This window comes from Sagittula sp. S175, assembly GCF_049800975.1.
GTDB lineage: Bacteria > Pseudomonadota > Alphaproteobacteria > Rhodobacterales > Rhodobacteraceae > Sagittula.
This window is the reverse complement of sequence record NZ_JBNAGB010000030.1, coordinates 21747-43516: the sequence shown is the minus strand read 5'-3', so window position 1 is coordinate 43516 and position 21770 is coordinate 21747. Positions and strand designations below refer to the sequence as shown.

Annotated in this window: 23 protein-coding genes; 4 read left to right on the top strand and 19 right to left on the bottom strand. The window is 64.3% G+C overall.

Annotated elements, in window-relative coordinates; genetic code table 11:
- A partial coding sequence (locus ACP16H_RS23865; RefSeq protein WP_425074308.1) for an S-(hydroxymethyl)glutathione dehydrogenase/class III alcohol dehydrogenase occupies nucleotides 1-1070 on the bottom strand: 1070 nt, incomplete at its 3' end.
- A gap of 176 nt (nucleotides 1071-1246) precedes the next feature.
- Between ACP16H_RS23865 and ACP16H_RS23860 the strand changes: the two genes are divergently transcribed.
- Complete coding sequence (locus ACP16H_RS23860; protein ID WP_425074693.1) at nucleotides 1247-1852, top strand: hypothetical protein; 606 nt, start codon at nucleotides 1247-1249, stop codon at nucleotides 1850-1852.
- A 2-nt stretch (nucleotides 1853-1854) separates the two neighbouring features.
- On the opposite strand, the gene ACP16H_RS23855 is transcribed toward ACP16H_RS23860, so the two are convergent.
- Nucleotides 1855-2226 (bottom strand): helix-turn-helix transcriptional regulator, encoded by a 372-nt coding sequence (locus tag ACP16H_RS23855; RefSeq protein ID WP_425074692.1) that lies wholly within the window; start codon nucleotides 2224-2226, stop codon nucleotides 1855-1857.
- A 196-nt stretch (nucleotides 2227-2422) separates the two neighbouring features.
- Nucleotides 2423-3454, bottom strand: a complete 1032-nt coding sequence (locus ACP16H_RS23850) for a quinoprotein relay system zinc metallohydrolase 2 (protein ID WP_425074691.1) — start codon at nucleotides 3452-3454, stop codon at nucleotides 2423-2425.
- Nucleotides 3455-3576: 122 nt separating this feature from the next.
- On the opposite strand from ACP16H_RS23850, the gene ACP16H_RS23845 reads away from it, so the two are divergent.
- The gene (locus tag ACP16H_RS23845; protein ID WP_425074690.1) at nucleotides 3577-4383 is read left to right on the top strand and encodes a quinoprotein dehydrogenase-associated SoxYZ-like carrier; all 807 of its coding nucleotides are present in this window, start codon (nucleotides 3577-3579) and stop codon (nucleotides 4381-4383) included.
- A 128-nt stretch (nucleotides 4384-4511) separates the two neighbouring features.
- Here the strand turns inward: ACP16H_RS23845 and ACP16H_RS23840 are convergent, their stop codons facing one another.
- The 16 genes from ACP16H_RS23840 to ACP16H_RS23765 all read right to left on the bottom strand — a co-directional run bounded on the left by ACP16H_RS23840 (nucleotide 4512) and on the right by ACP16H_RS23765 (nucleotide 19976).
- On the bottom strand, nucleotides 4512-4853 hold the full coding sequence (locus ACP16H_RS23840; protein WP_425074689.1) for a hypothetical protein: 342 nt from the start codon (nucleotides 4851-4853) through the stop codon (nucleotides 4512-4514).
- Nucleotides 4850-5527 carry a hypothetical protein gene (locus tag ACP16H_RS23835; protein ID WP_425074688.1) on the bottom strand — a complete coding sequence of 226 codons (678 nt, stop codon included), beginning with the start codon at nucleotides 5525-5527 and terminating at the stop codon, nucleotides 4850-4852. Before ACP16H_RS23835 ends, ACP16H_RS23840 begins: the two co-directional genes overlap by 4 nt.
- 15 nt (nucleotides 5528-5542) lie before the next feature.
- The gene (locus ACP16H_RS23830; RefSeq protein ID WP_425074687.1) at nucleotides 5543-7789 is read right to left on the bottom strand and encodes a hybrid sensor histidine kinase/response regulator; all 2247 of its coding nucleotides are present in this window, start codon (nucleotides 7787-7789) and stop codon (nucleotides 5543-5545) included.
- Nucleotides 7786-8949, bottom strand: coding sequence for an FIST N-terminal domain-containing protein (locus tag ACP16H_RS23825; RefSeq protein ID WP_425074686.1), 1164 nt, complete (start codon nucleotides 8947-8949; stop codon nucleotides 7786-7788). The genes ACP16H_RS23830 and ACP16H_RS23825 overlap by 4 nt, the downstream gene beginning before the upstream one ends.
- Nucleotides 8950-8965: 16 nt before the next feature.
- Nucleotides 8966-9694 (bottom strand): response regulator, encoded by a 729-nt coding sequence (locus ACP16H_RS23820; protein ID WP_425074685.1) that lies wholly within the window; start codon nucleotides 9692-9694, stop codon nucleotides 8966-8968.
- A gap of 97 nt (nucleotides 9695-9791) precedes the next feature.
- Nucleotides 9792-10427: an S-(hydroxymethyl)glutathione synthase gene (gene gfa, locus ACP16H_RS23815; protein WP_425074684.1), complete on the bottom strand. Its 636-nt coding sequence runs from the start codon at nucleotides 10425-10427 to the stop codon at nucleotides 9792-9794.
- An 84-nt stretch (nucleotides 10428-10511) separates the two neighbouring features.
- Nucleotides 10512-11702, bottom strand: a complete 1191-nt coding sequence (locus ACP16H_RS23810) for a hypothetical protein (protein WP_425074683.1) — start codon at nucleotides 11700-11702, stop codon at nucleotides 10512-10514.
- Nucleotides 11699-12373: a hypothetical protein gene (locus ACP16H_RS23805; RefSeq protein ID WP_425074682.1), complete on the bottom strand. Its 675-nt coding sequence runs from the start codon at nucleotides 12371-12373 to the stop codon at nucleotides 11699-11701. Before ACP16H_RS23805 ends, ACP16H_RS23810 begins: the two co-directional genes overlap by 4 nt.
- Nucleotides 12370-13239 (bottom strand): VWA domain-containing protein, encoded by an 870-nt coding sequence (locus ACP16H_RS23800; RefSeq protein WP_425074681.1) that lies wholly within the window; start codon nucleotides 13237-13239, stop codon nucleotides 12370-12372. The genes ACP16H_RS23805 and ACP16H_RS23800 overlap by 4 nt, the downstream gene beginning before the upstream one ends.
- Nucleotides 13236-14195, bottom strand: a complete 960-nt coding sequence (locus tag ACP16H_RS23795; protein WP_425074680.1) for a VWA domain-containing protein — start codon at nucleotides 14193-14195, stop codon at nucleotides 13236-13238. Before ACP16H_RS23795 ends, ACP16H_RS23800 begins: the two co-directional genes overlap by 4 nt.
- Entirely contained in the window at nucleotides 14188-14553 is a 366-nt protein-coding gene (locus ACP16H_RS23790; RefSeq protein WP_425074679.1) for a hypothetical protein, read from the bottom strand. Before ACP16H_RS23790 ends, ACP16H_RS23795 begins: the two co-directional genes overlap by 8 nt.
- The gene (locus ACP16H_RS23785; RefSeq protein ID WP_425074678.1) at nucleotides 14550-15431 is read right to left on the bottom strand and encodes a DUF58 domain-containing protein; all 882 of its coding nucleotides are present in this window, start codon (nucleotides 15429-15431) and stop codon (nucleotides 14550-14552) included. Before ACP16H_RS23785 ends, ACP16H_RS23790 begins: the two co-directional genes overlap by 4 nt.
- Nucleotides 15428-16378, bottom strand: coding sequence for an AAA family ATPase (locus ACP16H_RS23780; protein ID WP_425074677.1), 951 nt, complete (start codon nucleotides 16376-16378; stop codon nucleotides 15428-15430). The genes ACP16H_RS23785 and ACP16H_RS23780 overlap by 4 nt, the downstream gene beginning before the upstream one ends.
- A 98-nt stretch (nucleotides 16379-16476) precedes the next feature.
- Entirely contained in the window at nucleotides 16477-17403 is a 927-nt protein-coding gene (locus tag ACP16H_RS23775; protein ID WP_425074676.1) for a hypothetical protein, read from the bottom strand.
- Between the two features lie 233 nt (nucleotides 17404-17636).
- A complete protein-coding gene (locus ACP16H_RS23770) occupies nucleotides 17637-18320 on the bottom strand; it encodes a response regulator transcription factor (RefSeq protein WP_425074675.1) in 684 nt (227 codons plus the stop codon).
- A 9-nt stretch (nucleotides 18321-18329) separates the two neighbouring features.
- Nucleotides 18330-19976, bottom strand: coding sequence for an ATP-binding protein (locus ACP16H_RS23765; protein ID WP_425074674.1), 1647 nt, complete (start codon nucleotides 19974-19976; stop codon nucleotides 18330-18332).
- Between the two features lie 77 nt (nucleotides 19977-20053).
- Here ACP16H_RS23765 and ACP16H_RS23760 point away from each other — a divergent pair, with 77 nt between their 5' ends.
- On the top strand, nucleotides 20054-20266 hold the full coding sequence (locus tag ACP16H_RS23760) for a hypothetical protein (protein ID WP_425074673.1): 213 nt from the start codon (nucleotides 20054-20056) through the stop codon (nucleotides 20264-20266).
- A 101-nt stretch (nucleotides 20267-20367) separates the two neighbouring features.
- On the top strand, nucleotides 20368-21606 hold the full coding sequence (locus ACP16H_RS23755; protein WP_425074672.1) for a lytic murein transglycosylase: 1239 nt from the start codon (nucleotides 20368-20370) through the stop codon (nucleotides 21604-21606).
- Nucleotides 21607-21770 lie beyond the last annotated feature (164 nt).

Genomic DNA, 21770 nt, shown 5'->3' with positions numbered 1-21770 from the left:
TTGATCTCGTCCAGGGTCAGCTTGTGCGTGATCATCGGGTCGATCTCGATCTTGCCGTCCATGTACCAGTCGACGAACTTCGGCACGTCGGTGCGGCCCTTGGCGCCGCCGAACGCGGTGCCCTTCCAGACGCGGCCGGTGACCAGCTGGAACGGACGGGTCGAGATCTCGGCCCCCGCCGGGGCGACCCCGATGATGACCGACACGCCCCAGCCACGGTGCGAGCACTCCAAAGCGTCGCGCATCACCTTCACGTTGCCCGTCGCGTCAAAGGAATAGTCCACGCCGCCGATCTGGTCCGCGCCGCGCTTCGTCAGGTCGACGATCGCCTGCACGGTGTTGTCTACCTTGGACGGGTTAACGAAGTGCGTCATGCCGAATTTCTTCGCCATCTCCGCCTTGTCGTCGTTCAGGTCCACGCCGATGATCATGTCGCAGCCCGCCATGCGCAGGCCCTGGATCACGTTCAGACCGATCCCGCCAAGGCCGAACACCGCCGCGGTCGAGCCGATTTCCACGCCCGCCGTGTTGATCACCGCGCCGATGCCGGTGGTGACGCCGCAGCCGATGTAGCAGATCTTGTCAAAGGGCGCGTCCTCGCGGACCTTGGCCAGCGCGATTTCCGGCAGGACCGTGTGGTTCGCGAAGGTCGAGCAGCCCATGTAATGATAGATCGGCGTGCCATCGAGCATGTGAAAACGCGTGGTGCCATCGGGCATCAGGCCCTGGCCTTGCGTGCCGCGAATGGCGGTGCAGAGGTTGGTCTTGCCCGACAGGCAGGACGGGCACTGGCGGCATTCCGGGGTATAGAGCGGGATCACGTGATCGCCCGGCTTCAGCGTGGTGACGCCCTCGCCGACCTTGACCACCACGCCCGCGCCCTCATGGCCGAGGATGCAGGGGAACAGGCCCTCGGGGTCGGCGCCCGAGCGGGTGAATTCGTCGGTGTGGCACAGGCCGGTGGCCTTGATCTCGACCAGAACCTCGCCCGCCTTCGGGTCGTCCAGTTCCACTTCCATGATCTCGAGCGGTTTGCCGGCCTCAAGGGCGACGGCGGCACGGGTGCGCATGTCTGTAATCCTCCCTTGCCCCCGGTACTTGGCTGCGGGGACATCCTTGAGGGCGAGTATGGGTGGCTGCGACCTCTTGGCACAATGCATACCATCGGATGCATCCGGAGGTATGGGCCGGGCATGGACAGGCGCGGGCCGCTCCGCCATCCTTCGGAAAACGGGAGGAAAATGACATGTCTTTGAGCAAGGCGCTGGCCTGTGCCGCCCTTCTGGGCACCACCCCCGCCTGGGCTGCCGATTTCTCGGACCCGACCTGGCCCTGCGTGCAACGCAAGGTCGAAAACCTGTCAATCGGGCTGATGTGGCCGTCGGGGGTTCCCGAGGCCGCGCAGCTGGATGATTCGCTTCGCCGTGAGGTTTCGACACTGGCTGACAAGCTGGCCGTGCGTCGTCTGACGCTGGAAGAACTGCAACCGGACGTCGCTGCCTTTGGCGCCGACCATGGCGGCGATGTCGACCTTCTGGGACTGGTGTTTCAGGACGTGTTCGATTCGCTGTCTGCCCGGCGGACACGCATCATCGAAGGAATCGGGGATTTCTCGCTTTCGCAAATTGCCCTGTCCGAAAAGATCGAGACAGCGCGTGTCGCCATGGATGAGGAACTGGCGAGAGACGACCCGGATTTCGACAAGGTCGATGCGCTTGAGGAGCAGCTGGATTGGGACCAGACAATCTACAGCGACCGGCAAAAGAATATTTCGTACCTCTGCGAGACGCCGGTGCTGCTGGAGAAGCGACTATACGGTCTGGCGCAGATGCTGGCCGCACAGGCGCAGTAGCATCAGACCGTCGCGCGCGCCTGTTCCAATGCGCTGAAGGGACAGACGTCATTCTCGAACGGGACATGTCTCGGGTGAAAACGACGTTCGGCCACGACTTCGGGCGCGCTGATGCGGTCCATGCGAAAATGCCGGAAGTCTTCGCGCTCCGGGTCCCAACCAACGAGATACCACATGGGCGGCAGGATGAGCATGGCCTGCGGTTCGACTTCGCGTGTGGTCTCGCGTTCCTTGGCGTCGCGGTACGTGAAGCGCAGGCAAACCCGTTCAAGAAACGCGGTTTCGAAGGACGGTAGCAGCGCCGGATCCAGCCGCCCGAAGGTCGACAGATCGTGCATCGGTGACAGCCGTCCGACGTTTAGGCAGTCCAACATCCGGCGAAGATCGCGGACCTTGTCCGGCGGCAGGGCACGTTCGATCTTGGCCAGACCGGAATTCGCGAGGTCGGAGAATGGCAGCGCTCCGAATGAATCACATAGCCCTCATCCCGCAGAACCGAGAGCTCGCGCAGCACGCCTCCCGCGCGAGAAGTTCGAAGTCGAGGCTGTGATGGCGCTGGATTGAGCGCTGCTACTCCCACTCCAGTTCGGTGAAGGCCACCGTGGCATTGCGCGGGTTGAAAGCGTCGAACAGGTCCCAGTGTGGGCGTTCCTCTTCGGCGATATGCAAAACGGCCTCGCCGAGGTGTTCGCCCGCGTCGATTGCCGCCGTGGTATCGCGGGCCAGCGTGTCGAGATACCGCATCAGCGGCGAAGCGCCTTCCGGCCAGGGCAGCGTCGAATCGCCATGCCCCGGCACCACCCGCACGAATTCACGGTCCGTGAGCCCGCGCAGAACCGCCTGCCAGCCGCGCAAAGTACCGTCCAGTGCCGGTGTATGCCGGTGAAAAAGCAAGTCACCGGCCAGAAGGGTCCCGGTCTTCATATCCGTCACCGTGAGATCTGTCCCCGTATGTGCCGGCTGCCAGGCGGAAAGTTGCAGCACCCGGTTTCCGAGGTCGATCTGGGTCTCGGCTGACACTGTTTGCGTGACTTGCGGCGGTTCGGTTCCGAGGAAGGCCTCTTGCCCGATCAGCCGCTGGAGGCTTTCGAGGTAGTTCTCCTGCCGGTCCAGTAGGGCGCGTGGCAGACCTGCATGTCCGACGACCTCGGCCCCTGAACGCGCCAGCACGTCGGCACCAAAGACATGGTCCGGATGCACATGCGTCAGAATCACATGGCTGACCGGCAGGTCCGTCCGAAGGCGGATAGCGCGCCACAGTGATTCCCCGACCCACGCCGCAGACCCGCTGTCGATCACCGCGACCGAAGTGTCACCGATCACGATTGCGAGATTCGAGACATCGCCAAGGTTGGTCGTATCCGGCTCCTCCACGAGACCTTCGTGCACCCAGAGGCCCGGTGCGATCTCGGTCAGGGAGAGCGCGGACGCTGTCTGGCGGCAGGTCGGCACCCCCTGCGGCGAACCCGTGGAAAAGACGGGAATGTCAGGGGTTTGTTCTTCACACGCCGCCAGCGTCGGGGCCTCGTAACCAGGCAAAAGGACCTCGCGGCAGGTGGCGTCGCCCGCGCCAAGGCACAACATCATGACCATCTCGAACATGGGTTTCCTCCCTCGCGCCAGCCTGCCACGGGCAGCGCGCCAAACCACACAGACTTAATGCGCAGTTTGTTGCATGCGCAAAGCATGGCAGGCTTCCGGCATTCCATGCGAGGAGGAGAGGCATGGCCCATACCCTGAGTACGGCGGTGGTTCTTGCGCTGCTGACATCGACGGCCGTCATGGCCGAGGACACCAACCCGCTGATTGCCAGCCCCACCTGGGAAGATCTGCGCTATGACGTGGTTGGCGATCAGCCGATTGCCGAGTCCAGCCCGCTGACCCTTGATGCGCCCTACCGCGCGCATGACGCCGCCACGGTGCCGGTGATCCTGCATCAGAGCGACCCATCGGTGACAGTGACAAAAGCCACGGTGGTGATCGACGAGAACCCCGCCCCTGTGGCCGCCGAACTGACATTCGGCGCCGCGATGCAGCCCGTGGAAATGGAGCTGCGCGTCCGGGTCAACCAGTATTCCAACGTTCGCGTCATCGCCGAAACCGACGCCGGGCTCTTCATGTCGGGGCGTTATGTCAAGGCGTCCGGCGGCTGCTCCGCCCCTGCTTCTCGCGATCCGGAGCAGGCGCTGGCAGGCCTGGGGCAGATGAAGCTGAAGATGTTCGGCGAGACGGCGGCGCAGCAGTCGACCGCGCGGCGCGAGGCACAGATCATGTTGCGCCACCCCAACTATTCTGGCTTGCAGCGCAACCAGGTGACGCAACTGTTCATCCCGGCCCATTTCATCGACCATCTCGAAGTCTGGCAAGGGGACGAGATGCTGTTCACGATGGACGGAGGCATCTCGATCTCGGAAAATCCGGCGTTCCGTTTCAGTTATACCGACAACGGAACAGCAGCGCTGACGGTCAAGGCGACGGACACCGAGGGCAACACGTTCGAACAGGTCCTGCCCAAGACTGCTGAAGGCTGACCGCTCCGAACAGGGGTGCATCACCCCTGCTTCTTTGGTTTGACCAATACCTCGGAGAGCGCGAGAGGCAGCGCCTCTCGCCGGCCCGCAGGTCTGTATCCGGAAATGGCAAATTTACCGGTCCACCTTCAGAAACAGACGATTTCTGCCTCCGCCTGAGCACGGCGCAGGTCGGCCACCAGCGCCTCGGCGGCCACGGCGGAGTTGAACACTGCCATGCGTTCTCCGCCGGTGCGACGCATGGACAGCACCGTTTCCGCCTGCAGGTATTTCTCGTAAGGCAGGATGCTGGCGATTTCGTCGATCGAGCAGGCGCATTGTTCGAGCACCTGCCGCGATCGCCCGTTGGTGGCCATGCAGGCGAACACGTAGTCCGCCCGCGCCGCCGTGGGATAATCGTTGTACCGCTGCGCCGCATCCTGCGCCAGGGCCGCCCCCGGCAACAGGGCCGCCAGCAGGAGCGCCCTCATTTCACCGCCCCTATGGACTGGAAGTCGATTTCAGAGTGATACACCGGCGTGTCACCCTCGCCCGGGACGTCGGCCACGAGGCGCAGATACCAGCCCGGCACCTTGTCAGACATGGTCACTGTCAGTTCGAGGTCGTCAAAGCCCTGCATACGATCGGCATTCGGATCATTTTTGAATGGGTGCAGGTGGATGGTCTGTGTCGGGACAGTCTCGCCGCCGACCATCGCCTCGCCCTCGATAGCCTCTGACGGCTGGATCAGCGCGTCCTTCACACGGTTGCGGATGTAGAAAGGGCTGCCTCCTGCCGCCTCTGCCATGTCACGGACGATGGCTTCGTAGAAATACATGATCATCGGATTGCCGACGCTGGCCGGGAATTTGCCCAGACCGCGGTGCTTGTCGTCTTGCCGGAACTCCAGCAGCGCCATCAGCGCCTGCTGCTGCTCGAAGGACAACACGATCGTGCCCGTGTCGCGCTCTGCGGCTTCGGGTTTCAGCGCGTTGCTCACGGCGCGTGTGTAGGTCAACGACTGGTCGTTGGTCACGTCGTCCAGGGTGCCCTGCCGGAACAGCATGTCATAGGTCTGTTGACCGTCCAGTGTTTCGGCGGCGAGTGTCGGGGCAAGCGGCGTGCAGAGCGCCACGAAAAGTCCTGCGAACAAGGTCTTGCGCATGGTTGAAATCCTCCCTCAGCCGAGACTAGCAACCGGCCCGGGACTGTCATTGCCGACTTTCGGCGCAGTCCTGCCCTTCAGCTTCCATTCGATCAGCGGGCGCAGGCGCGAGACCTGCACCGGCTTGGTCATCACGGCGAAATCCTGCTCGGCCCCGGCGCGCAACAGGCGCTCGCGGCGGTCGGCGGTGATCATGATCGCGGGAACGTGAACGCCGCTTTCGCCCCGGATCGCCTGAATCGCCTTCAGCCCGGTGTCGCCGTCGTTCAGCTGGTAATCCACCAGCAGGATGTCCGGCGGCATCCCCATGTCGCGCATGTGGCCCAGCGCCTCGTCGGTGGATCGCGCGGCCAGCACCGAGGCCCCCCAGTTCTCCAACGTCTGGGTGGTGGCGAAGAGCACATCCTCGTCGTTCTCGACCACCAGAGCGATGCAATCCTCCAGCGACTCGCCGGTGGTGGGCGGCGGCGGCGCGGCCTCCAGCGGAAGTTCCGCCTGCACCTCGTCGAACTCGATGCAGAAGATGCTGCCAACGCCGATTTCCGACGACATCCACAGCCGATGGCCCAGATGGCGGCAAGTGCGTTCGACGATGGACAGGCCAAGGCCGACCCCTGACCCCACGGGCACGTTTCCGGCGCGGGCGAATTCCTCGAATATGCGGCTCTGGTCCTCGGCCCCGATGCCGATGCCGGTGTCCCAGACCTGAAGGATCACCCGGCCTTCCTTGCGGCGGCATCCCATCAGCACGCGCCCGCCCTCGGGCGTGTACTGGATCGCGTTCACCACGAGGTTCTGCACGGACCGCAGCAGGTACAGCGGGTCCGACCGAACGTATGAATCGCAGGGCACCACGTCCAGCCGTACGCCCCGCTCTTCTGCCAGCGGCGTCTGGTCCTCGTAGACGCTGCGCATGATCTGCCCAAGGTTCAGCGTCGAAGGGCTGACCGTATCGCGATCCGCCGAATCCAGCCGCGAGATGTCCAGGAGCGCGTGCAGCAACTGCTCGATCGAGGTGAACGCCCCCTTGAGCCGCCCCACCATGGGCGCCAGCGGCGTCTCCGCCGCGTTGCCCTGCAACGTGGCGATCATCAGCTTGGCCGCGTTGATCGGCTGCAACAAATCGTGCGAGGCCGCCGCAAGGAACCGCGTCTTGGACGACACCGCCGCCTCGGCGCGTTCTTTCGCCAGCCGCAACTCCTCCTCCACGCGGGCCTTTTCCTCGTACTGCTCGGTCAGCCGGGTGTTGGCCTCGGTCAGCTCGGATGTCCGCTCCTTCACCCGCTTTTCCAGCGTCTCGGTGGCGCGGTTCTCCAGCGTCACGTCCTTCAGTTCCACGAGGAAACCGCCATCCGGCAGCCGGTTCGCCTGCAGGTCGAACACCTGCTCCGACCGCGACCGCACCTGCCGCCTGAGCCGCCCCTGCCGCATCAACTGCCGCCGCCAGTCGTCCACCTGCAACAGCGAATGATCCGCGATGAAGCCGCGTATGGTCATCAGGTGCAACAGCCGCGTCAGGGTCATCCCCTTCTGCAACGCCGTCATCGGCAGCCCGGTCAACTGCCGGAACTGCTGGTTGTGCATCACCAGCTGCCCGTCGCCGGAGAAACTGCACACCCCCGAAGTCATGTTGTCGAACACCGCCTGCAGGTAGTCCGCCTGCTTGTCTATCAGGTGCTCTTTCTCGGACCGGTTCTGCCGCACGATGGCGGTGATCTCGGTCAGCAGCAGCACCGTATTGTCCAAGGACGACCGCTGCACCGACAGCTGATACCAGCGGTCCTCCGTCAGCTCAATCACAGACGACACCGAGGGCACCGCAGACCCCGCCCTTATCTGGCGATCCATCGACACGACAAAGCGCGACTCCGCCATCAGGTCGAAATAGTCGGGCAAGGCCAGCCCTGGCACCACCCGCCCCGACACGTCCGGCAACAGGTGCTGGAACAGGTCGTTGCAGATGCTCAACTGCCCGTCGGTGAACAGGGCAAAGCCCTCTCCCATCACCGCCATCGCCTCGTCGAGGTTCTTGCGCGTCCGCTCGCGCTCAAACCGGATGCTCTTAAGCTCGTCCGCCGCGCGTTCCAGATCGCGGGTCTTGGCCGCCACCTGCGCCTGCAATTCAATCGCCGATTGAAAGGCCGAATAGGCCGTCTGCCCCACCTCGTTTTGCCGCGTCGCGCGCCGCACCAGTGCCTCGATGATGCGGGTCTGGCGCAGCAGTTGCAGCTCTGGCGGCTCGAGCGGGTCGATCAGGTTCAATACAGACCACCCTTCTGCCCCGGGTAGAAGGCCACGCCCACAAAGGTCTGGTTCATGTGCAACCCGCAGTGCTGCTCGCCATAGGTGTTGAAGCCCAGCACCCGGCGACGGCGAAAGATCTCCGACACTTGCCCGTCCAGCTTCTTCTCCTCGATCTCCAGCTTGCGCAGCACGCAATCGAACGCCAGCACGAAATCCGGCCGCTGCCCGCGCGCGTCGCGCTTGTCCAGCTCGGCCTCCAGCGTGGCGATGATGTCCTTGCCGCGCCCCAGCACCATGATGAGCCCGTCGTCGATGGCGGCAAGGAACGACAGCGTGTTCAAGTCGCGCACGTCATGCACGGCGCGGATGTAGTGGTTCTGCTTGTGGCAGACCAGCATGGGGTTCTCGGCAAAGACCTGCCGCGTCAACTCCCCCACCGTGCAGCCCACCAGCCGCGCATATTCCTTGGCCGCCGGTGCGCCATTGATCTCGGTCACCAGCCGTTCCTCGGTCTGGGCCTCGGTGACCACCAGTTCATGCCCCTCGGGCTTGAAGTGATCGAAAGAGACCCCCTCGAAATGCAGGTCCGTCTCCACCAGCAGCACCAGCGCCGCGTTGTCGTGGAATAGGCCATTGTGCAGGATCAGCGTGCGCTCGAACGCCAGCCCGTCGCCCGCCGATCCGCCAAAGACCGGGATCCCCTCCAGCACGCTTTCCAGCACCGAGGCCAGCAGGTCCTCCTGCTTGGCCAGCCCATCGGCAAAGACCAGCGCCAGCCGGTTCCACCCGGCGGTGCGGGTGAACTTGGCGTTCTGCCGCGCCATGGTGTCAAAGATGCCCGCGATGGACAGCGGTTTCAGCGGCGCGATCAGGGTCGAGGAACAACGGAAATGCTCGCGCCGGAAGGCCACCAGCATCAGCGCGTCGTTCTCGTAGCCGTTGGGCGTGATCTGCCCCGCCGTGGTGCAACCAAAGACCGGCACGCTGTCCAGCACCTCGGCAAAGACACCCGCCAGAACGTCGGTGTCCAGCCCGGCAGGGATCAGCGCCAGAACGAAACAGGTGTCGTCCAGCGCAATGCCCGCCGCCGCCTCGCGCGCGGCGGTTTCCGCGTCACCCGCATTGGAACAGGCCACCGTCACGCAGGACGGCAGCCCGGGTTCGAATCCGTCCTTCATGACGGTGCCCTCGGGGTCAATGGCACAGGAAGCTGCGCGCCTCGGGCGTTTCCTCGGCCCCGCCCATGGCGTGCTGGTTCGCCGCCTCGATCATCAGCGCGGCCTGCGTGCGGTTGCTGGCCCCCAGACGGCGCAGCAGCGCGGTGATATGCGCCTTCACCGTGGCCTCGGCCAGCTGCAGTTCGTAGGCAATCTGCTTGTTCGGCTTCCCGGCGCAGATGAGTTTCACCACCTTCTTCTGCTGCGGCGTCAGCGCGGCCAGCTTGTGGTTGATATCATCCGCCGAACTGCCCGTGGCGCAGTGCTGCTCTGCCTGCTGGTACTCCAGCGGCACATGCTTGCGACCGCGCACGATCTGCGTCAGCACCTGTTGCAGGTCCTCGACCGGCGTGTCCTTCGTCAGGAAGCCCGATGCCCCCTCCTCCATCAGCGCATGCACCAGCGCGCGCGAGGTCAGCGAGGAAATCACCAGGATCGGCACATCGGGCACGCGGGCGCGCAGCGTCACGAAACCGGAAATCCCCTGCACATCAGGCAGCTTGAGATCGAACATCACGAGATCCGGCAGAAAGCCGGCGTCCAGCGCCCGCAGGGCGTCCTTCAGCGAACGCGCCTTTTCGAACACGCAGTCGGGGAACAACCCTTCGAGTGCCGAGGCAAGCGCGTCGCTGAAGAGTGGATGGTCATCAACGATCAGCACGGACGACACGGTGTCGTCACGCGCTGCAACCTTGAAGTGTTGCATTGGTAGTCCTCCCTGAGCGGAAGGCTAGCGCCTGTGCGGCATAATGCAACACCTTCGGAAATGCATGTTTACATTTCCGCTCATGACCTTGGGTCGCTCAGGCGAGTTTCCCGCTGGTTTTGGCCACATGGGTGGCGATTGCATCCATAAGTGGCGGCGACAGGCAGTCGTAGGGGGTCAGGCCAAGCTCTGTCAGGCGGCCCCGGATGTCGTCCATGCGCTCGGGTTTGACGCCCGATTCGATGATCGAAGACACGAAGGCCGCAAAGGTCGGTGCCGCCCAGCCGGTCTTGTCCGACAGTTCGGTGTGGACGAAATCGAGGCCGTGGAACGGGTGGCCCGTGTTCTCGATCCGGCCATACATGTGCACGCCGCACTCGCGGCAGGCATGGCGCTGGATGGCGGCGTTGGGGTCGACGATGTCCAGCTTGTCGCCGTTCTCGGTGACCTTCACCTGGTCACGACCGACCACGGCAATCTGGCTGAAGATCGCTCCGGCGGGTTTCCAGCACTTCGTGCAGCCGCAGACGTGGTTATGCGCGGTCTGGGCGTTGATCTGCACCTTGACCGGGTTCGACTTGCACTTGCAGGTCAGCGTGCCGCCTGCGAACCCTGCCTGTTCGGCGGGGATGCCGTTGTCCACTTGGGGGTGGATCTTTACATGCGTATATCGCGGCGCACTGGCAGCAGCGCTGTCAGCCCCTCCGCGGAAAAAAATGTCGAGTAGTCCCATGTTGTTCCTCCCGGTTGGACGCCCCTCTCCCGTAGGCGCCTCGCCGTCAGGTTGATCCTGCAATGGGATTCGAACAATGCAGCATTAGGTCTTAAGCCTTCTGGCGCGCAGGAAGGCATGGGCAAATCCGGTTGCATCGGGCGCAGTACGCCGCGCCGAAAAGACCGCCCGGTCGAAACCGTCCAGCACTCCGGCCTCGCGTCCGGTCACGCCATCCCTAACCAAGAACGCCCGCGCGGCGGCGCGCGTCGCGGACAGGTCATTGCTGCGGGCCGCCCGCCGCAACCGCCGCGCCAGCGGGTCGAGCAGCGGGACGCGCCGATACAATGCGCGGGCATCGGCCCGTTGTCCTTGCATGGCCCATGCCAGCAGACCGGCACCCGTCAGAAACCCGAGCAGAGCCATAGGCCAACCCGGCAATTCAGCGGGCCGTTCAGGTGCAGGGATCGGAGGCAGGACCGAGGCATCATAAGCCACCCTCTGCGCCGAGATCTCTACCTCGCGCATCTGCCGGTGATGCGTGTCGTAATAGGAAAACCGGATCGGTTCGACGATGGCCGACCGGTCATTCGTCGGCTGGATCGTCCATCGCCAGAAGGCATAGGTCATCGGTCCGTAGGGCGAGAGTTCGACAAAGCGTTGCTCGGGATGGGCAAAGATCATCGCCGAGGGCGACGTCAGTTCCGGCATCGGCGGGATCATCTCGGGCGTGACGCCCAGCGCCTCCAAACGCACGACACGCAGGACACCCTCCCCCGGCTTCAGCTGGTCGGGTGCGTTCGACCACTGGTCCGAGACCTGCAACCGGAGCGTGGGAAACCACCAGTCGCCATTTTCCGGGACTGGCGCCGGGGCGACCTCGATGCTGATCGGCTCGGACGAGATGTCGTGATCGAACCAGTCGTCGCCTTCGTCGGTCAGGGTCAGGTGGTGGGTGAAGGCACCGATCTTCAGCGTCCCGGAGCGCTCGGGGTAGAGGGCCATCCGGCGCTCCAGCACCTTCACTTTCTGGCCGTTGATGCGTTCCTCGTGCCAGTTGTCCGGCCCGAGCTGCGTCCAGTTGAAGCCCTCCAGTTTCGGTTGTTCCAGCTTTTCGCGCGTGACATGCCGACGATAGACTCCGCGGATCAGGATCATCACCATTTCGCGGGTATAGGGGACGTGCTCGGTGTTCACGACGGATACGGTCAGGGACAGTTCACCGGGGCGGACTTCGCGGGTCTGTGCCATGGCCAGGCCGGGCAAGAGGAACAGGATGACAGCAAGCCACTTCATCGCGGGTCCTCCGGATCGGGCAACAGAAGGCCCAGCGCATCGCGCCGCTTGCGCTCCAGGGCGATGCGGGCAGACAGGTATTCGCCCGGAACATCCGACAACTGTTCCAGCCAGCGTTCGTCCGCCAGCATGAACCGGTCGTCAAAGACCCGCCGGACGCCCAGTTGCTCGCCGGTCTGCAGCTCGACAGTGCCCATCATCGTATTGGTGTTCGTCACTTCGTCACCGCTGCCCGCACCGCGCGCATTGCCCCGCGCGATGGGCGCTTCGGCGACGGGGCCATCTTCGCGCTTCGGGAACAGTCCCAGTGCTGCGGGGTCGATGCCGAGCCCTGCGTAATATCCCGCAATCAGGTCGAAATTTGCGCGGGCGTCGGCATCGCCGCCATGGATCACAAGATCGTAGGCTTCCAATGCCGCAGCATAGCGACCATTGCGCGCCGCCGCTGTCCCGAGGTTGTAGAACGCCCGCGCCTCGGAGAAAGCCGCTTCCGCTTCGGTGAACCGTCCAGCCCGGTACAACGCGACACCGCGCCAGCCCGGATCGGTCATCAGAGGCGCTGCGAGCGTCGGAAGTCGGAGCGCCATCAGGACACGCCCAAAGGGCGCCGTTCCGCCCAGAGCCAGGGCCAGCCCGAGGGACAGGGCGAGGATGGCAAGGAGAAGCCTCACGCGCCCGTCCTCCGGAACAGCCAGAGCAAGGGAAGCAGTGACAGCGCCAGCATCCATGGTCCAAGGTCACGCCAAAACAGCAGCGGATAATCCTGAGCGATCAACTGGGACCTTCCCTCGTCAGACAGGAAGCGCGCAAAGGCGCCGCTGTTGCCCGGATCGAAGACCTGCCCACCGGCCACCAAACCGGACAGATCGCCGCCCATTGGCACAACAGACAGGCGTGCGCCGCGCCGGGCGATCTCCTGAGCGACGGCCAGCGCGTTCGGACCAATGCCACCGCCGTCGCCAATCAGCACGACATCACCGTACAGGACGTTGCCCTCGTCCAGCAGTCGCAGGGCTGTTTCCAGCCCGCGTTCGGGTCGGCTGCCCCTGTCGGGAACGGTATCGCCGTCGATCAATGACAGGGTCTGGCCCAACTGCCGGTGATCGCCTGTCATGTCCGTCGCGACATAGGCGTCGCCCGCATAGACCACCAGCGCGCCGGGGCGCGTCCCCAAGGCCGTGATCCCATGTCGTCCAAGCGCCACCGCTTGCGGCCATAGCGGGCTTTCGGTCGCACTGTCCGATGAATCCAACACGAAGATCGCCGCGTCGAGGTTGCGGAAGGAGACCGTATCGCGGCGCTGAACGGCTGGTCCCGACAGCGCCAGAACCACGAACCCTGCAGCCATAAGGGCGGCCAGCCAGCCCGTGCCGCGCCCCTGTCCTTCGACTTGTCCAAGCGCAGCCATGGCGCGCAGAAGCGCCGGGTCGGAGGCGCGTTCCCAATCGCCGAGGCTTCCGGCGCGACGGCTCAGATGCCAACCCAGCGCCAGCAGCAGGGGCAATGCCAGCAGCCATTCAGGGCGCAGGAGCGTCATGCTTCGGCCTCCCGCCATGCGATCCACAGTGCCAGCAGCGCACCCAGCGCGGCGGGCCAGACCCAGAGCGGACGCCAGACCTCGGCCGCGAGCCCCGCACTGTCCGTGGCCTCCAGCCGGTCCAGGGCTCCGGTGACGGCGAACAGATCATCAGTTGTCTTGACGCGGAATGTCTCTCCTCCGGTGATCTGCGATACTGCGCGCAAGGTCGCCACGTCCACCGCGCCGTTGTCGTGCGCCTCTGCCTCCGTCAGGTCCAGCGGACCCAGAGCGATAGTATGCACGCGCACGCCCATCCGCGCCGCCAGTTGGGCCACGCCGCGCGGGTTGGTTGCGCCTGCGTTGTTCTTGCCATCCGACAGCAGGATCACGACGCGGCTTTCGGCCTTGCTTTTGGCCATGCGTTTCAGGGCCAGACCCAACCCGTCCGAGATATTGGTCGCGCGCCCCGAGATGCCGATCTGCGCCTCTTCGATCCTGCGGGCGACTCCCTCGACGTCGAAGGTAAAGGGCGCGGCGTAGTAGGCCTCGGACCCGAAGACGATCAGCGCCACGCGGTCCCCCGCGCGCCGCCGCGCAAAGTCAGCGCCAACGGTGGTGACCGCTTCCAGCCGGGTGACTTTTCGGCCATTCAGGTCGAAGTCGTCGCGCACCATGGACCCTGACAGATCCAGCACGATGGCAAGGTCCCGGCCCGACACCTGCAAGGCGGCAATGGGTTCCAGCATCCTTGGCCCGGACAAGGCGACAACGACCAATGCCCATGCGGCCCAAGGCAAAAAACGCGTGGTCCCGATGCCTGCCCGATGCGCGCTCCCTGCGGCGATCAGGGCTGCGCCGATGGTCTCGGGGACATGCAAGGCGGCGCCTCGGGTATCACTTGCCGGCAGCAGCCGCGCAGCCAGAAAGGGCAGCGGGAACAGCAGCAATGCGAATGGCGCGGCGAGTTCATACATGACGTTTCAGTTCGGCCTCCAAGGTACGGACATCCAATACAGGGCCGGGGGCATAAAGCGTCGGGCGGAGCGCGGCAAAACGATCCGGCGCATGGGTTTTCAACAGGCGGAGCAGGGCCAGACGGCGGGCATCTTCATCCTTTGGCAGGTCGTTCAGTGACCTCCTGAGAGTCGGCGCTTTCACCGGCTTGGCACGCGTCGCCAGTCGCCAGACCGCCGCGCCGATCAAGGCGGCAAGCGACGCGAAAGCCAGTGTCGCGGCGAGGTCGGCGGCGAGGCCTCCCTGTGCCTCGGACGGCAGGCGGATGTCGCGCAGGCTCGCTTGAAGAGTGGCTTCGGAGATCTGGGCTTCGTTCATGGGGAGCGATCCGCAGGAAAGGCAGCGGACAACTGACGCGCGAGATCGTGAACCGGCCAACCGGCATCAAGGTTCAGGACGGGATGACCCGCGACCTCCAGCGGAGGTGTCGACTGGCTCTTGCCAGTCAGCGACACCCGCAGCCTGCGACCGTCAGGCAGCCGGATCGGATAGCGGCCGCGCGGGAGCCGACCAGACTCGGCGTCGCCCATGCGCAGCAGGCGCAAGGGGCGGCGACGGGCGATCTCGGACAGGCGGTCTTCGAGCCCGTCGATGCCGTCGAACCCCGAAGCGACCACGACTTCTGCCCGCCTCGGAACAAGGCGCTCCACCCGTTCCAGCGCCGGGGCAAGCGGCTGGTTCGCGGGACTTGCAAGAGCCTGCGCGTGCGCCGTCACCAGTCCGCCGATCACGTCCAGCATCCCTCGGACCCGCCCCCTTGGCCGAACGGCCAGGGTCGTCACACCCGTAATCGCCAGCAGCCCGACGCGCCCGCCCTGCTCGACGGCCTGCCAGCCAAGCAGGGCCAGAGCCTCTGCCACGGCGACAGACCGGAAGGCGCGGGTCACGCCCCAAAGCATCGGCGCGCGGAAGTCAGCCACCAGCAGGGTCACCCGGTCGCGTTCGTCCATGAACTGCCGGACATGAAGCTCCCCCGTCCGGGCCGTGGTGCCGCGGTCGAGATGGCGCAGGTCGTCGCCCGATACATAGGCGCGGACGTCGGCAACCTCCTGACCATGGCCCTTGCGCTTCGCAGCAAAGCCGCCCGGCAGATCGGCCAGAATCGGTTCGGTCCGGGCCTGAAGGGCGACGTGCCTGAGAGCGATCAATCCCTCGGCATTCAGGGTGACACCCGGTGTCTCCGGGAGGGCGCTCACAGGGGTTCGACCCGGCTCAGGATGTCGGACACAAGCGCCCGCGCGGTCTTTCCCTCGGCCACGGCGCGCCAGGACAATACCATGCGGTGCGCAAGGGCATCCGGCGCGAGGGCTTCGACGTCCTCGGGGAGAGCATGGTCACGCCCCCTGAGGAAGGCCCGAGCCTTGGCGGCCGACGCCAGCGCGAGCGTACCACGCGGCGAGACCGGATGAGCGATGTCATCGCGCAGATCTCCCTCGCGCGTGGCCATCACAAGACGGACGATGTAATCCCGCAGCTCTGGTGCCAAGTGCGTCCGCATGGCCTGCTGGCGGGCATTTGCCAGATCATCCAGCGACAGCTGCGGGGGCATTGGGCGGACGCCGGTGCTCTCGGATTCGACGAGGTCCAGGATCTGCCGCTCCGCCGTCGCATCCGGGAGCGTCAGCACCACGTATAACAAGAACCGATCCAGCTGGGCTTCGGGCAGTGGAAAGGTCCCATCCTGCTCGATCGGGTTCTGCGTGGCCACCACGAGAAAGGGATCGGGCAGTGGATGCGTCTCGTTCCCGGCGGTGACCTGATGCTCTGCCATCGCTTCGAGCAAGGCCGACTGCACCTTGGGCGGAGCGCGGTTGATTTCGTCCACCAAGACAAGGTTGTGGAATACCGGCCCTTTCACAAAAGCGAAGTCGCCTGTGCCGGGGCGATACACAGGTGTTCCGGTCAGATCCGAGGGCATCAGATCGGGTGTACACTGGATACGGGCGAAACTGCCTTCGATGGCTGAACTCAGCCATTTGACCGCACGGGTCTTTGCCAGCCCGGGCGGCCCCTCGATCAGGACATGACCGCCAGAAAGCAGCGAGATCATGAGCCTTTCGATCAGCGGTTCCAAACCGATCAAACCATGAGACAGGTGGTCCCAAAGGGGCCTCAGCCCCGCAGGCGTGGTATGCGCGTCCATGTGTCCTCCCAGCCCCATGAGGGCTTGCCCATGCCGGGTCTGGGAACCACCCTAACGCGAAGACCAGCGAAGCACCTATTCAGTCGAAGGTCGCAAGCTCAGGGCTGGTAGGCGCGGCAATCCGGGTCGAGGACGGCCGAAAACCTCGCATCGTTCAGGGTGGCCCGCGCCTGGCCTTCGAGGGCGTCGAAATGCGTGTCGATGAAATCGAGGAAGGCGGGGTCGGTCGTTTCTTCTACAGGGGATTGCGCCACGGCATGCATCATGAAGACGTCGAAGGCGCAAAGACCGGAAGGGTTGGAACTGACCAGGGCGGCCATGAAGGCAGGCGAACCCCAAGGCAGGCGGTGGATGTTCAGCGGCACTTCTTGAAGCTTTGACGCGAAATCCGGCTTTCGCCGCAGCATCAGGATGTCCATGCCGAAGGTAAAGCTCTGGAAGAGTTCCTCGATCAGGATGGACCGGAAATAGGTGCGGTGCAGTGCGTCACCCGCATTCGGCCCCTGCTGCACAAGGATGTGCGTCGCCGCGCCGTTGCGGCCAAAGAAGGTTTGCGCCTGCCCCGGCGAAGTGGCCGCATAGTTTCGCCGCTTCGGCAGGCCCAGCGCATAGGTCACGTCCAGCCAGTCCAGATCGCGGGTCAGAGCATGGTTCGGCGGATAACCGGAGTAGAGCCGCAGGATCACGGTCCGACGCGGCCCGCAATGGGTCACCTCGGTCCCGGCGTAGCGCATCGGCAAAGGCCGACCAAAGACGTGTCGCGCCAGATCGGAAAACGCCTGAAGGGTCTTGAGCGTTTGCTCCGTCGGGCGCTCACCGACAATACAGAGCGCGGCTCCCGCGAAATCGCGCCCGTTGATATGGACCGGGATCGACATGTCCCGCCGCATCATCGAAGTGCGCAGGTCATAGGTCCACCCGGTGCGGGCCAGCGCAAGGTAGCTGGCGCGATCAACCGACTGCTCTGCCGCCCGGATGGGGGCAGAGACCATCGTCAGCAAAATGAGAACCAGAAGGTGGCGCATGGACGCGATGATAGTGCGGGGTTGCGTTTCGTCCAAACCTTGCGTGACGTGATGGTGATCGTCTGGTTGACGGCGCTGGCAGGGACAGGTTCGCGCGGCGCGCTGGCGGGGCCGGAAGGGAGAGAGGCCCCGCACAACGCCGGTCACCCGGTCGGGAGGTGAAGCCAGTTTGCCCGGTCGCGGGGAAAGACGGAATTCTTATTTTCTGAGAAAGGGTTCAGAGGTAACCCGGTTCAGAATTGAGTGACGTCCGGCATCGTTCCGTCGAGGCAAAACCCCCTGTTTCGCACGGTCTTGATGGTGAATCCGAAGTCGCCCGCAGTCAGTTTCTTGCGGATATACCCGATGTAGACATCGACGACATTTTCCGCGCCCGAGCCTTCGGCAGCCCAGAGCGCATCGAAGATTTCGCCGCGGGGAAGCGGCTCGGGGCCGGCGTCAAGCAGGAGCAGCAGCAGGTCAGCCTCGCGTTCGGTGAGGGTCACAGAGTCCGGACCGCGCGTCAGGCTGCGGTCCGAGCGTGCGAAGCGGGCATTCTGCGGCCTGCGGGCCTGGGCGCGGCGGGCCTGCACGTTCAGGCGCGCCACCAGTTCGGCAAAGTCGAAGGGTTTGACGACATAATCGTCTGCCCCGGCTTCGAGGCCCTCTGCCCGGTGTTCGACTTCGGACAGCGCAGAGAGCATGAGGATCGGCAAGGTCGCGCCCCGGGCGCGGGCGGCGCGCACCACGTCGATGCCGCTGTCCTGCCCCAACATGACATCGACAATCGCCGCGTCGAACTGGTCTGAAATCAGGTGCGACAAGGCCCGATCCGCCCGGTTTTCTGTCGTCGTTTCGTAGCCATTCAACGTCATGCCGCGCGCCAGCGCCGAAGCGATGCCGGGGTCGTCATCCACGATGAGAAGCCGCTGCGTCATGGCCTTGTCTTAGCGCGTGTTGAGGGGGAGGCGAACAGCAACTTTTGTCCCCGGCCGGTCACCGAGTGGATCCGCGACAGGGCTGTCTATGGAAATGGTTCCGCCGTGTTCCTCGATGACCCATTTGGCGAGGGCAAGACCAAGGCCGAAACCCGCACGATTGGGCGCGCCTTGGGTGAAGCGGTCAAAGATCGTGGCCTGGACTTCGGAAGGAATGCCCGGGCCGTTGTCGATTACCGAAAGGACGCCATCGGAGTCGGCGGAAAGCTGGACAAGACTACCGTCGCGCGCGTGGCGTAGCGCATTGCGGATCAGCCCCACAAGCACCTGGCGCAGCCAATTGCGATCGGCTGTTACAGTTGCGGACATAGCCTTGACGGTCAGGACCACACCGGCAGAGGCGCATTCCGCAGCGGTTTCCTCGGCCACTTCGACGAACAGGTCCGGGATGTAGACGGGTTCGGGCGACAACGCCAAAGCGCCCGTGTCAGAGCGTGCCACCCTGAGAAGGTCGTCAATGCGCCGGTTGAGTCGGGAAGCGCGGGCCTCGATCGTTTTCAACGTCTCTGCGGCTTCAGGTGTGGCCTGTTGGCCCAACTGCGCCTCCATCAGGATGACGGTGAGCGGTGTGCGCAATTCGTGGCTGATGTCGGCAAACAGGCGGCGACGGTTCTCATCTATGGATTCCAGCCGTGCGTTGGCAGCCTGCAATTGTTCGGTCCGTTCGGCGATGAGATCGTTGAGACGCGCCCAGTCTGCCTGCACTTCCGCTTTTCTGGCGGCGAGGGTGCCCGCGGCACGGTTTGTCTCGGCGAACAGGGCACCGATCTCGTCGGAGCGGGTCTCGGGCAGGGTGACGGCGAAGTCCTCCTGTCCGATCTGGCGCGCTGCCCCGCGCAGAAGGTCAAGACGACGAAACTGCGGACGAATGAGTCCCGCGTAAAACACTGTGGCTGCAAGGATTGACAGAACTGCCAAGGCTAGGGCGATTACAGTCAGGCGCTGACGGAGGGTTTCGATGCCTGAAAGGGTCTCACGCCGGAACAGCACCTCGGTGTTCACGGCCTCGTTCAGGAGGGGATCGAAGCTGGAGGCAAAACTGTCGATATGAGCGCGCAGGGCAGAGGTCTCCTGTCCGTCGCGTGAGAGGCCTCGTAGCGTCTGGTCCACCGACGCGGACATGCGGGCAAGGAGAAGCGACTGCGTGCCGTGGCGGCTTTGCGTATTGAGATCAAGCCGTTCTGCGTCCGCTACCGCTCGCTCGAGATCACCGTCGAGCAGCGCGAACGTGGCATGGATGCTGTCCACCACCGCTGTCAGGCGGTCGGCGCGGGTTTCGGCGGGCACGCCGCGCTGCACTGCTTCGGTTGCCACGACAAGGAAGGTCGAGACCTGCGTGGACAAGGTGGAATAGCGTGCCATCCGTGCTTCGGCATCCAGCGCCGCCTGCATCCGCGCGGCCACCTGCGCCATACCGACCAGCAACACCAGCGCGGTGAGAACCGTGCCAAAGGTCAGCGCGATGGTCCCCGCGGTCAGCCGGGCTTTCAAAGACAGACCGGGGCGAGGCTTGTCCATGATGCTCCTTCCTTGGGCAGATGCCGTTGCCCTGCCACCAAAACAGGCTTCGAATGCGGACAATTCGAAGCAGCGCACGGTGCGTTAACCAGACCGTTCCTGACATTAAGGCATAGTTGAATTGCGACTAAAGGATGTATTGAGCGAGGCCTCAGATGATCGAGCTGATTTTCATGACCTGTATGTTCGGGTCACAGTCACAGGCAGCCAGTTGCCACGAACGGTCCCTGCTGTTCACGGACGTCACCCCCATGATGTGCATGATGGGTGCCCAGCCGCAGCTGGCGAAATGGGTGAACGAGCACCCCGGCGAACGTATCCAAAGCTGGAAATGTCAGATGGTGAACCTTGCCGAACGCGAGGCTTGACGCCCTCCATCGGTAAAACATCGCTGAAGCGCACCCCGGGGGATGCGCATTGGCAGATCGGGCGATAGGCTTTGACCGACGGTCTTTGTCGGAGAGTGAACGTGCCCCTTCGTAGCCTTTTTCTGAGTTTGCTGGTCTGCCTTCATGCCCTGCCCGCGCTGGCGCAGGACCGGGCCGCCGTCGAGCGGCAGTTTCGCGGCTGGCTTGAGCAGACGGTCTGGCCTGCGGCCAGCCGCAAGGGTGTGTCGCGCAGCACTTTTGACTCTGCGTTCAAGGGCGTGTCGCTGAACTGGGACCTCCCGGACCTCGTACCGCCGGGCACGAAACCCGCAACGCCCAAGATCCAGCGGCAGGCGGAATTTGGCAGCCCGGGCAAATATTTCAACCGGGGCGGATTGGACGGCGCGACCACGCAGGGCCGCCGGATGATGAAAGCCCATGCCAAGGCGTTGGCCCGCGCGGAGACGTCTACTGGGGTGCCGGGACGGATCGTGCTGGGCATCTGGGGCCGCGAAAGCGCTTATGGCGCGGCCAAGATCCCGCATGATGCCTTTCAGGTGCTGGGCACCAAAGGGTTCATGTCCACCCGAGCGGCCTACTTCACGGCGGAACTGATTGCCCTGTTGCAGATCGCGCAGGAGGGTCATGCGCCTTCTTCCGCCATGAAAAGCAGTTGGGCCGGTGCGCTGGGGCAACCTCAGTTCATGCCGACAAATTTCCTGAAATTTGCAGCGGATGGCGACGGTGACGGGCACGCCGACATCTGGCGGTCAGAGGCGGACACGATTGCGTCGATTGCCAATTACCTGAAGGCGCATGGCTGGCAGACCGGCCGTGACTGGGGATTCGAGGTGGTGGTTCCGGCCTCGGTCAGCTGCACGCTCGAAGGACCGGATCAGGGGCGGCGCATTGCCGACTGGGAGAAGGCGGGGGTGCGCCGCGTCGGCGGCAAGGCGTTCCCGGCGCACGAGTTGAAGGGACAGGGATTCCTGCTGATGCCCGCCGGGCGGCACGGTCCGGCCTTTATCGTGACGCCGAACTTCTACGTCCTGAAGGACTACAACATGTCCGATCTCTATGCGCTGTTCGTCGGACATGTCGGCGACCGCATCCAGTATGGCGTGGGTGATTTCACCGCGCGCTGGGGCGCTGTCGGCGGGCTGTACCGATCTGACGTGGCCGCCATGCAGCGCGCGCTGGAAAAGATGGGACATGACGTCGGCGGGGCCGATGGCCTGCCGGGATTCAAGACGCGGCGCTCCATCGGGCGTTGGCAGGAGGCGAAAGGCCTGCCCGCGACCTGTTTTCCGGAAAAGGATATGAAAGCGGCGCTGAAGTGAATTCGGACCTGCAAAATCCTGCAAAATTTTCCCAGTCGCATCGCTGAGCGGCCACTTTGACCCCCATCAGCACACCAACGGGACATAACGGGGACAAGCATTCCCTTGCCCTTACCTTGGTGCCACCCGTATTTTAAGCGCAGGAGAACGGGAGGGCTTCGGAG

What these genes read in the sequence shown, in the direction of transcription:
- ACP16H_RS23855 (WP_425074692.1), bottom strand. Translation starts at nt 2,226, where the DNA reads ATGTTGGACTGCCTAAACGTCGGACGGCTGTCACCGATGCACGATCTG.
- ACP16H_RS23825 (WP_425074686.1), bottom strand. Translation starts at nt 8,949, where the DNA reads ATGAAGGACGGATTCGAACCCGGGCTGCCGTCCTGCGTGACGGTGGCC.
- ACP16H_RS23820 (WP_425074685.1), bottom strand. Translation starts at nt 9,694, where the DNA reads ATGCAACACTTCAAGGTTGCAGCGCGTGACGACACCGTGTCGTCCGTG.
- ACP16H_RS23760 (WP_425074673.1), top strand. Translation starts at nt 20,054, where the DNA reads ATGATCGAGCTGATTTTCATGACCTGTATGTTCGGGTCACAGTCACAG.
- ACP16H_RS23800 (WP_425074681.1), bottom strand. Translation starts at nt 13,239, where the DNA reads ATGACGCTCCTGCGCCCTGAATGGCTGCTGGCATTGCCCCTGCTGCTG.
- gfa (WP_425074684.1), bottom strand. Translation starts at nt 10,427, where the DNA reads ATGGGACTACTCGACATTTTTTTCCGCGGAGGGGCTGACAGCGCTGCT.
- ACP16H_RS23790 (WP_425074679.1), bottom strand. Translation starts at nt 14,553, where the DNA reads ATGAACGAAGCCCAGATCTCCGAAGCCACTCTTCAAGCGAGCCTGCGC.
- ACP16H_RS23770 (WP_425074675.1), bottom strand. Translation starts at nt 18,320, where the DNA reads ATGACGCAGCGGCTTCTCATCGTGGATGACGACCCCGGCATCGCTTCG.
- ACP16H_RS23835 (WP_425074688.1), bottom strand. Translation starts at nt 5,527, where the DNA reads ATGCGCAAGACCTTGTTCGCAGGACTTTTCGTGGCGCTCTGCACGCCG.
- ACP16H_RS23840 (WP_425074689.1), bottom strand. Translation starts at nt 4,853, where the DNA reads ATGAGGGCGCTCCTGCTGGCGGCCCTGTTGCCGGGGGCGGCCCTGGCG.
- ACP16H_RS23845 (WP_425074690.1), top strand. Translation starts at nt 3,577, where the DNA reads ATGGCCCATACCCTGAGTACGGCGGTGGTTCTTGCGCTGCTGACATCG.
- ACP16H_RS23795 (WP_425074680.1), bottom strand. Translation starts at nt 14,195, where the DNA reads ATGTATGAACTCGCCGCGCCATTCGCATTGCTGCTGTTCCCGCTGCCC.
- ACP16H_RS23775 (WP_425074676.1), bottom strand. Translation starts at nt 17,403, where the DNA reads ATGCGCCACCTTCTGGTTCTCATTTTGCTGACGATGGTCTCTGCCCCC.
- ACP16H_RS23850 (WP_425074691.1), bottom strand. Translation starts at nt 3,454, where the DNA reads ATGTTCGAGATGGTCATGATGTTGTGCCTTGGCGCGGGCGACGCCACC.
- ACP16H_RS23780 (WP_425074677.1), bottom strand. Translation starts at nt 16,378, where the DNA reads ATGGACGCGCATACCACGCCTGCGGGGCTGAGGCCCCTTTGGGACCAC.
- ACP16H_RS23860 (WP_425074693.1), top strand. Translation starts at nt 1,247, where the DNA reads ATGTCTTTGAGCAAGGCGCTGGCCTGTGCCGCCCTTCTGGGCACCACC.
- ACP16H_RS23810 (WP_425074683.1), bottom strand. Translation starts at nt 11,702, where the DNA reads ATGAAGTGGCTTGCTGTCATCCTGTTCCTCTTGCCCGGCCTGGCCATG.